A 12,895-nucleotide genomic window follows, 5' to 3' on the forward strand; every position below is an offset into this window, starting at 1 on the left:
ATCCTAAATAGTAAGACAAAAAATTACCCGACAGAATCGAAAGGGGAATGTAAACATGAAGAAATTAACAGACTTACTGGAACATGTGGAGTACCAATGTCTCCAGGGTACAACAGATAAAGAAATCACCAGCGTGGTATATGATTCCAGAAAGGCAGAGCCGGGGTCGCTGTTTCTCTGTATTAAGGGGGCAGTGTCAGACGGACACAGCTATGCAGCTTCCGTTGCGGAAAAAGGCGCTGCGGTACTGGTGGTGCAGGACGAAGTAGATGTGCCAAAGGATGTGACGGTTATCCGGGTAAAAGACAGCCGTTATGCCATGGCCTGTATTGCGGCAGCCTGGTTTGATTACCCGGCCGCAAAGCTGAAAACCATAGGAATTACAGGTACGAAGGGAAAGACCACCACAACATATCTCGTAAAATCCATTCTGGAAAATGCGGGACATAAGACCGGGCTTATCGGAACCATAGAAACCGTTATTGGAGACACCCGCATTCCTTCTGCCAATACTACACCCGAATCCTATCTGGTGCAGGAATACTTTGCAAAAATGGCAGAGGCGGGCTGTGACAGTGTGGTCATGGAGGTTTCCTCCCAGGGACTGATGCTGCACCGCACCGCAGGATTTACCTTTGATATCGGTATTTTCACGAACATTGAGCCAGACCATATCGGGCCCAATGAGCACAAGGATTTTGAAGATTATATGCACTGCAAATCTCTTTTGTTCCAACAGTGCAAGGTAGGCATTTTTAATGGAGATGACCCGCATTTAGCCCAGATTTTAGAAGGTCATACCTGTCAGGTGGAAACCTTTGGTTTTTCCGAAAAGGCGGATTTGAGAGCGGAGAACACCAGACTGGTAACGGGCAAGGGAACTCTTGGCATTGCTTATGACTTAAAGGGACTTCTGGATTTTCCGGTGGAAATCGACCTGCCGGGTAAATTCAGTGTGTACAATTCGCTGACTGCCATTGCTGTCTGCCGTCATTTCGGTGTTTCCAAAGAAAACATTCAGAAAGCCCTGAAAAACGCAAAGGTAAAAGGCAGAATTGAAATGGTGAAGGTTTCCGATGCGTTTACTCTGATGATTGATTATGCACACAATGCCATGAGTCTGGAAAGTCTTCTGGTGACACTGAAAGAATACCGGCCAAACCGTCTGGTATGTCTTTTTGGCTGCGGAGGCAACCGTTCGAAGCTGCGCAGATATGAAATGGGAGAGGTGTCCGGGAAACTGGCAGACCTTACCATTATTACCTCTGACAATCCAAGAGACGAAGACCCTCAGGAAATCATCAACGATATTAAGGTGGGCATTGGCAAAACCACAGGAGAGTATGTGGAAATCATTGACCGGAAGGAAGCCATTGCCTATGCCATTCACCACGGACAGCCGGGGGATATTGTGGTGCTGGCCGGAAAAGGCCATGAGGATTACCAGGAAATAAAAGGCAAGAAATATCCTATGGATGAGCGTGTGCTGATACAGGAAATTCTGGAAGAAGACAGAAAAAATAAATGAGCAGGATTTATGCAGATATTATCGTAGACATTTCCCAGGAGAAGCTGGACAAAAGTTTCCAGTATGAAATACCGGAAGAACTGCAGGGACAGGTGGAAATCGGAAAGCGGGTGCGGATTCCCTTTGGAAACGGGGGAAGAGAGCTGACAGGTTATGTCATCGGACTTTCCGAAGAACCCAAAATCGAGCCGGACAGAATCAAAGCAATTCTGGCTGTGGAAGACCGGGGCATGGAAATTGAATCCCGCCTCATTTCCCTGGCAGGATGGATTGCCCGGCAGTACGGCTCTACCATGAATCAGGCATTAAAAACCGTTCTTCCCGTCAAGGAAAAAGAAACGGCAAAGGAGAAGAGATACCTTTGTCTGGCAGCGCCGGAAGAGGCTTGTATACCTTTTCTGGAAGAGTACAGGAGAAAACATTACAAAGCAAAAGAACGGCTTTTGCAGGCATTAATGGAAAAGAAAACACTGGAATACACCTATGCTGCGGCAGAATTGAAAATTACGGCTTCAGTTATACGGGGACTGGAGGAAAAAGGCCTTCTTAAGATAGAGCGGGAGCGGGATTATAGAAATCCGGTTTTCAAAGGGGAAGACAGAAAAAATCTGGAAATCTCTCCTCTGAGCCCGGCGCAGAAAGAGGTGTGCAGGGAAATTTTTGCAGAATGGGAAACGGAACATCCCCGTCCCTGTCTCATAAAAGGGGTGACGGGAAGCGGAAAAACGGAAGTTTACATGGAACTCATTACCCATGTGTTGGAACAAGGACAGCAGGTCATTGTGCTGATTCCGGAAATTGCCCTGACCTATCAGAATGTGTCCCGGTTTTATCGGCGCTTTGGCGACTGTGTGTCTCTGATAAATTCCCGGCTTTCCAAAGGGGAGCGTTTTGACCAGTTTGAAAGGGCGAAAAAAGGGGAGGTTTCCATTGTCATCGGTCCCCGTTCCGCCCTGTTTACGCCCTTTCCCAATCTGGGCCTGATTCTTATCGATGAAGAACACGAAGATTCCTATAAAAGTGAGAAGACACCTTGTTACCATGCCAGGGAAACGGCAATCCGCCGGGGGGAAATGGAAGGCGCCCATGTGGTGCTGGGGTCGGCTTCTCCCAGTGTGGAAAGCTATTATAAGGGAAAGACAGGAGAATATAAACTCTTGTATCTGGAAGAGCGTTACGGCGGCAGCCGGCTTCCCCAGGTTTTTGTGGTGGATTTAAAGGAAGAATTAAAGACGGGAAACCGTTCCATGTTCAGCAGTGTTCTGACAGAAAAAATCCGGGACAGACTGCAGAGGAAGGAACAGGTCATGCTGTTTCTCAACCGGAGAGGATATACGGGATTTGTCAGCTGCCGTTCTTGCGGACATGTGATGAAATGTCCTCACTGTGATGTCTCTTTGACCTCCCACAGAAATGGAAGGCTTATCTGCCATTACTGCGGTTACGAAACCTGGGATGTGAGCAAGTGTCCGGTGTGCGGTTCGCCCTATATCGGCGGCTTTAAGGCAGGAACCCAGCAGATAGAAGTTCTTTTGCAGAAAAGTTTTCCGGGAGCCGGGGTGCTGCGCATGGATGCGGACACCACAAAGAAGAAAGATGACCATGAAAAGATTCTGGCTGCGTTTGCCAGAGGGGAAGCGGATATCTTAATTGGCACGCAGATGATTGTAAAAGGTCATGATTTCCCCAATGTGACTCTGGTGGGGGCTCTTGCAGCAGATTTATCCCTGTGCAGCGAGGACTACCGGGCAGCAGAAAAGACATTCCAGCTGCTTTTGCAGGCTGTGGGAAGGGCTGGCAGAGGACAGCGGGCCGGAGAAGCGGTGATTCAGACGTACCATCCGGAACACTACAGTATTCTGGCAGCACAGACTCAGAATTATGAGGACTTTTACCAGCAGGAAATCCGTTACCGGATGCTTATGGATTATCCGCCTGCAGCGGCTATGGCGGCCGTCAGAGGAGCCTGTACAGACGAAGCCCTTTTAAAAGAGGCCATGTCTTACTGCCGGAAATACGTAAAGCGTATCTATCCAAAAGAAGATTTGGTTCTCATCGGACCGGCGCCGGAAACGGTATCGAAGGTGCAGGATTATTACAAAATGGTGCTTTATATGCGCCACAAGGACCGGGAAATTCTGGTAAAACTAAAAGACGCTCTGGAAAAATATATTGCGGTCAATAAAGGCTTTCAGAATATTTATATACAATTTGATTTTAACGTTTAGAAAATCCAAAGGAGAATAGAAATGGCAATCAGAAAAATCAGAACAGAAGGCGACAGCATTTTAACAAAGGAATGTAGAAAAGTAGAGAAAATGACACCGAAAATCCAGGAACTCATTGATGATATGTTTGACACTATGTACGAGGCTTACGGCGTAGGACTGGCAGCCCCTCAGGTAGGAGTTTTAAAGCAGATTGTAGTCATTGACACCACAGGGGAAGACCCATTGGTGCTGATTAACCCGGAAATTATAGAGACTTCCGGTTCCCAGACAGGAGATGAGGGCTGCTTAAGCGTTCCGGGTATGTCCGGAACGGTCACACGTCCAAACCATGTAAAAGTAAGAGCCTTGGACGAAAACATGGAGGAATATATCTTAGAGGGAGAGGAACTGCTGGCCAGAGCTATCTGTCATGAGACAGACCATCTCCATGGCAGACTGTATACAGAACTGGTAGAGGGTGAACTTCACCGCACGAGTTATGAGGAGGACGACGAATGAGAGTAGTTTTTATGGGAACTCCGGATTTCGCAGTGGGAACTCTGGAGGAAATCATCAAAGCCGGACACGAAGTAGCCGGGGTAGTGACACAGCCGGATAAGCCAAAGGGCAGAGGGAAAACCCTGATGCCCACACCGGTGAAGGAAGTGGCGTTAAAACACGAAATTCCTGTTTACCAGCCGAAAAAAGTGCGGGAAGCGGAATTTGTGGAAACGTTAAGGAAAATCGCTCCGGATGTAATTGTAGTGGCGGCCTTTGGACAGATTATTACAAAGGAAATCCTGGAAATGCCAAAATACGGCTGTATCAATGTACACGCTTCTCTTCTTCCTGCCTACCGAGGGGCAGCGCCCATTCAGTGGTCCGTGATTAACGGAGATAAAGAATCCGGCGTTACCATTATGCAGATGGACGAGGGGCTGGATACGGGAGACATGATAGACAAAGTTGTAGTTCCCATTGCAGCGGATGAAACCGGAGGCAGCCTGTTTGATAAATTAAGCCAGGCAGGAGCCAAACTCTGTACAGAAGTATTGGAACAGTTAGAAAACGGCACCGCCGTAAGAGAAAAGCAGCCGAAAGAGAGCACTACGCCATATGCTGCCATGATTGACAAGAAAATGGGAAACATTGACTGGAGAAAGCCTGCAAAGGAAATTGAGCAGCTTATCCGGGGATTGAATCCCTGGCCCAGCGCATATACAAAGCTGCAGGGAAAAACACTGAAAATCTGGAAGTCAGAGGTCAGAGAGGAAAGCTTTGGAACTCAGCCGGGACAGGTTGTGGGAATCGAAGAAGACGCCCTGCTTATTCAGACCGGCAAAGGCAGCCTGGCAGTAAAGGAGCTGCAGCTGGAGGGCAGGAAGCGCATGGACACTTCTTCTTTCCTGCGGGGCTTTTCGGTTTCGGAACATGAGGTTTTAGGATAAATTATGATGAACAAAGTAAACTTAAGAGAATTGATTCTGGAAATTCTTCTGGAAATCAGCAAAGGGGAACGGCACAGTCATCTGATAATACGGGGAACGCTGGAAAAATATCAGTATCTGGAAAAGCAGGAGAGGGCTTTCATTACCAGAGTCTGTGAAGGCACTCTGGAATACCGTCTGCGTCTGGACTATATTCTGAACCGGTATTCTACTGTTCCCACAGAGAAGATGAAGCCGGTTATCCGGGAACTTTTGCGAAGCGGTGTGTATCAGATGCTGTATATGGACAGTGTACCGGACAGCGCAGTGTGCAATGAAGCTGTGAAGCTGGCCAGAAAAAAAGGTTTTTACAACCTTACCGGTTTTGTAAACGGTGTGTTAAGAAAGGTAGCCAGAGAATACGGCAGTATTCGGTTCCCGCAGAAGAGTCAGCCCGTGGAATACCTCTCTGTGATGTATTCTATGCCGATATGGCTGGTAGAACGCTTTCTGAAGGACTACGGATTTGAAAAGTCTGAAAAAATTTTTGAGGCTTTTTTAGAGGAGAGTCCTACCACTATCCGTATAAGAGAACATCTGGTGGATAAGCAGGCGGTGCTGGAGAGCCTGGAAAAACAGAAAGTTCTTGTAGAAAAGGCGCCTTATGTAGAAAATGCCTATTATCTGAAAAATTATGATTATCTTCCTGCCTTAGAGGCGTTCCGTATGGGAAATATCCAGGTACAGGATGTCAGTTCCATGCTGGTTGCAGAGATTGCAGACCCCAGGGAGGGGGATTATGTGATAGATTTGTGCGCGGCGCCGGGAGGAAAGAGTCTGTGCATCGCGGATAAGTTAAAAGGCACCGGGAGGGTGGACGCCAGGGATATCAGCAGAACCAAGACGGACTTGATTCGGGAAAACGCTATCCGTCAGAATTTCCTCAATGTGGTGGTGACTGAAAAAGACGCCACAGAACTGGATTCGGAAGCTCTGGAAAAGGCGGACATTCTTCTTGCAGACGTTCCATGCTCCGGTCTTGGGGTTATCGGAAGAAAGACGGACATTAAATACAACATCAGCCAGGCAGGTATTCAGGAACTGGCTGCCCTGCAGCGGAAAATTCTGGAACAGGCCTCTACTTATGTGAAGCCGGGTGGTACCCTGATTTACAGTACCTGTACCGTTACCCCAGAAGAAAATATAGAAAACGTGCGGTGGTTTACAGAGCATTATCCCTATGAACTGGAAAGTCTGGACCCGTATCTGTGTGAGGAGCTTAGGGGAGAAACTACAAAAGAAGGCTATCTGCAGCTGCTTCCGGGGATTCATCACTGCGACGGGTTCTTTATAGCCAGATTGAAGAGGAAAACAGAATGGAACAGATAGAAATTAAATCACAAAGTCTGAAGGAATTAAAGGAAACCGTGGCAGCACTGGGAGAAAAGCCTTTCAGGGCGAAACAACTCTATGAGTGGATACACCAGAAACTGGCCGTGGATTTTGAGGAGATGACCAATCTGTCCAAGGCCTTTCGGGAAAAGCTGAAACAGCAGTGCGTACTGACTGCGCTGGAGCCTTTGGAGGTGCAGACATCCAAAATGGACGGTACCCAGAAATATCTTTTTGCCCTCTCTGACGGGAATGTTGTGGAAAGTGTGCTGATGAAATACAAGCACGGCAACAGCGTGTGCATTTCCTCTCAGGTAGGCTGTAAAATGGGCTGCCGGTTCTGCGCTTCTGCCATTGGAGGCTGGACCAGAAATCTGCTGCCTTCGGAAATGTTGGACCAGATTTACCGGATACAGCAGATTTCCGGGGAACGGGTGTCAAACGTAGTGGTCATGGGAACCGGAGAGCCTTTGGATAATTACGAGAATCTTTTGAGATTTATCCGTATGCTTTCGGACGAAAACGGGCTGCATATCAGCCAGAGAAATATCACGGTGTCCACCTGCGGCATTGTGCCCCGGATGTATGATCTGGCAGAGGAAAATCTGCAGATTACCCTGGCCATTTCTCTTCATGCGTCCAATCAGGAGAAAAGGGCGGAACTGATGCCCATTGCCAATCGGTATTCTATTGGAGAAGTGCTGGAGGCCTGTCGGAATTATTTTGAGAAAACAGGCAGAAGACTGACTTTTGAGTACAGTCTGGTAGGCGGAAAGAATGATTCCCAGGAGGATGCAAGGGAGCTGGCAGAGCTGATTCGGGGGCTGAACTGCCATGTGAATCTCATTCCCGTAAACCCCATTAAAGAGCGGGATTTCGTGCAGTCAGAGAAAAAAGTTATAGAGAATTTTCAAAATAAACTTGAAAAATACCAAATAAATGTTACTATTAGAAGGGAAATGGGCAGAGATATTGATGGTGCCTGTGGACAACTAAGGAAAAGTTATATCGATAAGAAAGAGGACTCGTAGGATGAAATCATATTCTGTAACGGATGTGGGACAGAAACGTCAGGTGAATCAGGACTATGTTTTTGCTTCTGAGGAACCGGTTGGAAATCTGCCGAATCTCTTCGTGGTTGCAGATGGTATGGGAGGCCATAAGGCGGGAGATTTTGCTTCCAGCTTTGCGGTGCAGATTTTACTGCATACCATTTTGGAGGACGAAAATCAAAATCCGATTAAAATTATCCGCAATGCCGTGGAAGAAGCAAATCGAAAAGTTCTCGAAGAGGCGAAACAGCATGCGGAGATGGAGGGCATGGGAACCACCATGGTTCTTGTAACTATCGTTGACGATTATGCGTATGTAGCAAATGTGGGAGACAGCAGACTATATTTAATCGAAGACAAGATTCTTCAGATTACAAAAGACCATTCTCTGGTAGAGGAGATGGTGAGAAGGGGATTAATTACAAAGGAGGAGGCCAAGACGCACCCGGATAAGAACATTATTACCCGTGTGCTGGGAATCGGTCCGGAAGTGGAAGTGGATTTCTTTGATATTCACTTAAAGGAAAACAGCACTTTGCTGCTTTGCTCGGATGGATTGTCCAATATGGTTTCCGATGATGATATCTGGAGAATTGCAAATACAAGCAGGGATTTGAGAGAGACGGGCATGCGCCTGGTTTCCCTTGCAAATGAAAACGGCGGTAAAGATAATATAGCAGTGGTACTGGTACAGCCAGACACAAAAGAGGTGGAAGTATGTTAAATATGGGAGTAATTGTAGGCGAGCGGTATGAGATTGTCGGCTGTGTAGGCTCCGGCGGTATGGCCGATGTATATAAGGCAAAAGACCATAAGCTCAACCGCTTTGTCGCTATGAAGGTGCTGAAACCGGAGTTCAGCGCAGATACGAATTTTATCCGGAAATTTCAAAGAGAGGCCCAGGCAGCAGCAGGTTTGGCACACCCCAATGTAGTGAATGTGTTTGATGTAGGGGAGGACCAGGGCATTAATTACATTGTAATGGAACTGATTGAGGGAATTACCTTAAAAGAGTATATTTCCAAAAAGGGAAGACTGACGGTTAAAGAAGCGACCAGTATTGCCATTCAGGTATCCATGGGTCTGGAGGCTGCGCACAACCGGAACATCGTACACCGGGACATTAAGCCTCAGAACATTATTATTTCAACAGACGGAAAAGTAAAGGTAACGGATTTCGGTATTGCCAGAGTTGCTTCTTCCAATACAATCAGCACCAATGCCATGGGTTCTGTACACTACAGTTCACCGGAGCAGGTACGGGGCGGATACAGCGACTTTAAGAGTGATATTTATTCTCTGGGTATTACCATGTATGAAATGGTAACCGGAAGAGTGCCCTTTGACGGGGATACCACAGTGGCCATTGCCATTAAGCATCTGCAGGACGAAATGGTACCTCCTTCCCAGTATGTGCCGGAACTTCCCCACAGTCTGGAAGAGATTATCCTGAAATGTACCCAGAAGAGTCCGGACAGGCGATACAGCACCCTGGCTGAACTGATTAATGATTTGAAACATTCTCTCATTGACCCCAACGGAAGCTTTGTCAATCTGTCGCCTCTGAGCAATCATGCACAGACCATTATGATTACACCGGAGGAAATGAAGCAGATTCAAAACGGCGGATATAACACCTCTTCTTTCTATGAAGAAGACGACGATGATGAGGATGATGACGATGAGGAAATCTACGAAAAGCCCTCAAAGAAGAAGCGTCGCCGCAGAGATGAAGAAGACGAGGATGACGAAGAAGATGAAGAGGATGATGACGAACGCGGCGGTGTGAATACCAAGCTGGAAAAAGCCATGACCATCGGTGGACTGATTATCGGCGGTATTATCATCTGTATTCTGATTTACATGGTAGCTTCTGCAGCAGGACTGGTAAGTCTGGGCAGTAAGAAGGACAATGACGCAGATACACAGAAGGAACAGGCACAGGATGCCACAGACGAAACGGTAAACAAAGTGACGGTTCCGGATTTGACAGGTAAGACAGAGGAAGAGGCTGGAACAGAATTAAATGCCCAGAATCTCGGCAAGAAAAAAGGCGGAGAAGAAGCTTCTGATACTGTAGCAGAAGGGCTGATTACCAGAACAGAGCCCGCAGCCGGAACCCAGGTGGACAAAAACACACAGGTGGTTTACTATGTCAGCACCGGAAAGGCGGAAGAAGACACTAATGTGACCATTCCATCCGGACTGGTTGGAGAATCTTTGAGTTCTGTACAGTCTACTTTGCAGGATTTAGGGTTGAAAATCAATGTAGAGAAGCAGCAGAGTTCCAGTGTGGAAGTGGGAAAAGTTATTTCTCTGAATCCGGGAGAAGGAACTTCTGTGGCAAAGGACACAGAAGTTGTAATTACCGTCAGCACCGGTGAAGGTGACAAGATGGTAGCAGTACCGAATGTACGGGGAATTGAGGCGTCAGAGGCAGAAGCAACTCTGATAGCCCAGGGCTTGATTGTAGAAGTGGAAAAAAGCGACAGTGAAGATGCCAATGTGGCTTATGGCGAAGTGTATGCACAGACACCGAAGGCAGGAAACCGCGTAGAAGAGGGAACTACCATTACCATTAAAGTTCGTACAGAAGGAGCTTCTTCTTCCACTGGAACAACCACAGACGGAACCAAAGTAGAGGCAGGACAGTGGGCAGCTATTGAGCCGAAACTGAAAAAGCCGGACAACTACCAGGGAGGCAATGTACAGCTTCGTTTGGTACAGGATGGTGACGGTGACCAGGAGGAAGGCGGTACCGTTATTATGGAAGGATCCCCTATAGATTTTGATTCCAATGGCGGCTATTATTCCGTGGGAAGCATTGTAGGAAAAGACGGGGTGGAAAGCGGAACGCTGTATCTGGCGGAGCAACAGGAAGACGGAAGTTACCAGACTTTGTGGTCTTATGAACTGAAGTTTTCAGAAGTAGAATAAAGAAAATACAGAGAATACTCCTTTTGACAGGAAGACCGTCAAAAGGGGTATTCTTTTTTCTTGCCTTTGAATTTCAAAGAGTATATAATATTTACAGTATGCAGATTATGTGATATAAATAAAAAGTTGTAAAAATATAAGGTAGGTTACATGCAGGGAAGAATCGTAAAAGGAATTGCCGGATTTTATTATATTGCGGCAGAAGATACAGAAACGTATGAATGTAAAGCAAAAGGGATTTTCCGCAAGGAAAAACTAAAGCCCTTAGTAGGAGATTATGTGGAAATCGAGGTGCTGGACCGGGAACACAGGACTGGCAGTATTACGGCTGTGCTGCCAAGGAAAAATACACTGATTCGTCCGGCTGTGGCAAATATTGACCAGGCGCTGGTGATTTTTGCGGCAAAGGAGCCGGGGCCGAATTTCTCACTGTTGGACCGCTTTCTGGTGACGATGGAGCGGCAGGATATTCCGGTGATGATTTGCATAAACAAGCAGGATTTGGCAGAAGAAGCAGAAACACAGCAAATCCGGGAATGTTATGAAGCCTGTGGTTATGAGGTGCTCTTTACCAGCGCCAGCCAAAAAGAAGGCATTGAAACCTTAAAAGAACGTCTGAAAGGAAAGACCACGGCTGTGGCGGGTCCCTCCGGTGTGGGCAAGTCTTCGCTGACGAATCTGCTGGCGCCGGGGATTGAGATGGAAACGGGGGAAATCAGCAAAAAACTGGGGCGGGGACGACATACCACCAGACACTCTCAGTTGATTGCGTTGGGAGAACATACGTATCTCATGGATACACCGGGTTTTACCTCTTTCTATGTGGAAGATATGGAAAAGGAAGAACTGCGGTATTATTTCCCGGAATTTCAGCCCTATGAAGGACAGTGCCGTTTTCAAGGCTGTACCCACACCCATGAGCCGGGCTGTGCGGTGAAGGAAGCATTGGAGCAGGAGAAAATAGGAAAGCAGCGATATGGGAACTACCTGGAAATGTATAGAGAACTGGAAGAAAAAAGGAGGTATTAGGAGGCGTGGAATATAAATTATCACCATCCATTCTGGCGGCAGATTTTGTCAATCTGGGCGCAGATATAAAAAAGGCACAGGAAGCAGGCGCAGACTGGCTTCACATTGATGTCATGGACGGGCAGTTTGTACCGTCTATTTCCATGGGGATTCCGGTTATAGAATCTCTTAGAAAGGCTGTAGATATGTTTTTTGATGTGCATATCATGGCTTTGGACCCCACCCACCTCGTGGATGACTTTATAAAAGCAGGTGCAGATATGATTACTGTACACGCAGAGACCTGCCCCCATCTGGACAGAACTTTACGGCTGATTCAGGAGAAAGGCTGTCGGGCAGGAGTAGCCATTAATCCGGCAACGCCTGTAAATGTGCTGGAGCATGCTATAGAGCTGGCAGACATGGTACTGATTATGACGGTAAATCCCGGCTTTGGGGGACAGTCTTATCTTCCCTACTGCAGCGAAAAGGTGCGTCAGGTACGGCAGGAGGCTGAAAAGAGAGGTCTGGAACTGGACATTCAGGTAGACGGAGGTATAAACAGAGACACTATTTCAGAAGTTCTGGAGGCAGGGGCCAATGTAATTGTGGCAGGTTCTGCCGTCTTTAAGGGAGACATTGCAGCCAATGTAAAAGAACTGAAAGGAATGATGAACGGGTAATGGATACGGTTTTAGTGTGCGGCGGCTGTTTGCAGGAGGAGTTTGCACGAAACGTTATAGAACACATGCATCCCGACTGCGTTATCGGAATTGACCGGGGACTGAATTTCTGCTATAGAAATCATATCCGGCCCGACTATATTCTGGGAGACTTCGACAGCATTGACAAAGAAGTGCTGGCTTATTATGAAAGTCAGCCGGATGTTTCCGTGAAACGGTATCAGCCGGAAAAGGATGCCACAGACACGGCTATCGGCATGGAACTGGCTTTCAAGGCAGGCAGTGACCGGATTTTTCTTCTGGGCGCTACGGGAGGAAGGTTAGACCACTATATGGGAAACCTGAAAACTTTGATTACGGCTTCCAGGCGGAACTGTCAGGCATGGATTCTGGATGAACAGAATGCAATTACTCTGCTTTCCCGATCCGCAGAATTGAAAAAAGCGGAGCAGTTCGGAACGTATATTTCCTTTTTTTCCATGGGAGACTGTGTAAAGGGGCTGACTTTGCGGGGATTTAAGTATCCGCTGACGGATTATACCATGGATAATGCAGACGGCATTGGTATCAGTAATGAAATAGAGGCAGAAACAGCGTCTGTCACCTTTTCAGAAGGACAGGTCTTAATGATTATGTCAAAAGACAAAATTTGAAGATA

General features: G+C 47.2%; 11 protein-coding genes. All 11 read left to right on the top strand.

Translation table 11 applies throughout. The features are described 5' to 3' along the window. Positions 1-55 precede the first annotated feature (55 nt). Complete coding sequence (locus G5A70_RS00845) at positions 56-1,528, top strand: UDP-N-acetylmuramoyl-L-alanyl-D-glutamate--2,6-diaminopimelate ligase (RefSeq protein WP_173747235.1); 1,473 nt, start codon at positions 56-58, stop codon at positions 1,526-1,528. After that, a complete protein-coding gene (priA, locus tag G5A70_RS00850; RefSeq protein ID WP_173747236.1) occupies positions 1,525-3,756 on the top strand; it encodes a replication restart helicase PriA in 2,232 nt (743 codons plus the stop codon). Before G5A70_RS00845 ends, priA begins: the two co-directional genes overlap by 4 nt. Before the next feature lie 21 nt (positions 3,757-3,777). Next, complete coding sequence (gene def, locus G5A70_RS00855) at positions 3,778-4,257, top strand: peptide deformylase (RefSeq protein WP_173747237.1); 480 nt, start codon at positions 3,778-3,780, stop codon at positions 4,255-4,257. Beyond that, positions 4,254-5,186, top strand: a complete 933-nt coding sequence (gene fmt, locus G5A70_RS00860) for a methionyl-tRNA formyltransferase (protein WP_173747238.1) — start codon at positions 4,254-4,256, stop codon at positions 5,184-5,186. Before def ends, fmt begins: the two co-directional genes overlap by 4 nt. Before the next feature lie 3 nt (positions 5,187-5,189). Beyond that, positions 5,190-6,554, top strand: coding sequence for a 16S rRNA (cytosine(967)-C(5))-methyltransferase RsmB (gene rsmB / locus G5A70_RS00865; protein ID WP_173747239.1), 1,365 nt, complete (start codon positions 5,190-5,192; stop codon positions 6,552-6,554). Next, positions 6,542-7,588 (top strand): 23S rRNA (adenine(2503)-C(2))-methyltransferase RlmN, encoded by a 1,047-nt coding sequence (gene rlmN / locus G5A70_RS00870; protein WP_173747240.1) that lies wholly within the window; start codon positions 6,542-6,544, stop codon positions 7,586-7,588. The genes rsmB and rlmN overlap by 13 nt, the downstream gene beginning before the upstream one ends. A gap of 1 nt (position 7,589) precedes the next feature. Continuing rightward, a complete protein-coding gene (locus tag G5A70_RS00875; RefSeq protein ID WP_173747241.1) occupies positions 7,590-8,333 on the top strand; it encodes a Stp1/IreP family PP2C-type Ser/Thr phosphatase in 744 nt (247 codons plus the stop codon). After that, positions 8,327-10,546, top strand: a complete 2,220-nt coding sequence (gene pknB / locus G5A70_RS00880) for a Stk1 family PASTA domain-containing Ser/Thr kinase (protein ID WP_173747242.1) — start codon at positions 8,327-8,329, stop codon at positions 10,544-10,546. The genes G5A70_RS00875 and pknB overlap by 7 nt, the downstream gene beginning before the upstream one ends. Before the next feature lie 150 nt (positions 10,547-10,696). Beyond that, positions 10,697-11,575, top strand: coding sequence for a ribosome small subunit-dependent GTPase A (rsgA, locus tag G5A70_RS00885; protein WP_173747243.1), 879 nt, complete (start codon positions 10,697-10,699; stop codon positions 11,573-11,575). A 5-nt stretch (positions 11,576-11,580) separates the two neighbouring features. After that, positions 11,581-12,237, top strand: a complete 657-nt coding sequence (gene rpe, locus G5A70_RS00890; protein WP_173747244.1) for a ribulose-phosphate 3-epimerase — start codon at positions 11,581-11,583, stop codon at positions 12,235-12,237. After that, positions 12,237-12,890 carry a thiamine diphosphokinase gene (locus G5A70_RS00895; protein ID WP_173747245.1) on the top strand — a complete coding sequence of 218 codons (654 nt, stop codon included), beginning with the start codon at positions 12,237-12,239 and terminating at the stop codon, positions 12,888-12,890. The genes rpe and G5A70_RS00895 overlap by 1 nt, the downstream gene beginning before the upstream one ends. Positions 12,891-12,895: the final 5 nt, after the last annotated feature.

The sequence above is a fragment of the Blautia hansenii genome, from assembly GCF_013304445.1.
In the GTDB taxonomy this organism is placed as follows: Bacteria; Bacillota; Clostridia; order Lachnospirales; family Lachnospiraceae; genus Blautia.

Coding starts and splice junctions, on each gene's coding strand:
- G5A70_RS00845 (WP_173747235.1), top strand. CDS start 56: ATGAAGAAATTAACAGACTTACTGGAACATGTGGAGTACCAATGTCTC.
- priA (WP_173747236.1), top strand. CDS start 1,525: ATGAGCAGGATTTATGCAGATATTATCGTAGACATTTCCCAGGAGAAG.
- def (WP_173747237.1), top strand. CDS start 3,778: ATGGCAATCAGAAAAATCAGAACAGAAGGCGACAGCATTTTAACAAAG.
- fmt (WP_173747238.1), top strand. CDS start 4,254: ATGAGAGTAGTTTTTATGGGAACTCCGGATTTCGCAGTGGGAACTCTG.
- rsmB (WP_173747239.1), top strand. CDS start 5,190: ATGATGAACAAAGTAAACTTAAGAGAATTGATTCTGGAAATTCTTCTG.
- rlmN (WP_173747240.1), top strand. CDS start 6,542: ATGGAACAGATAGAAATTAAATCACAAAGTCTGAAGGAATTAAAGGAA.
- G5A70_RS00875 (WP_173747241.1), top strand. CDS start 7,590: ATGAAATCATATTCTGTAACGGATGTGGGACAGAAACGTCAGGTGAAT.
- pknB (WP_173747242.1), top strand. CDS start 8,327: ATGTTAAATATGGGAGTAATTGTAGGCGAGCGGTATGAGATTGTCGGC.
- rsgA (WP_173747243.1), top strand. CDS start 10,697: ATGCAGGGAAGAATCGTAAAAGGAATTGCCGGATTTTATTATATTGCG.
- G5A70_RS00895 (WP_173747245.1), top strand. CDS start 12,237: ATGGATACGGTTTTAGTGTGCGGCGGCTGTTTGCAGGAGGAGTTTGCA.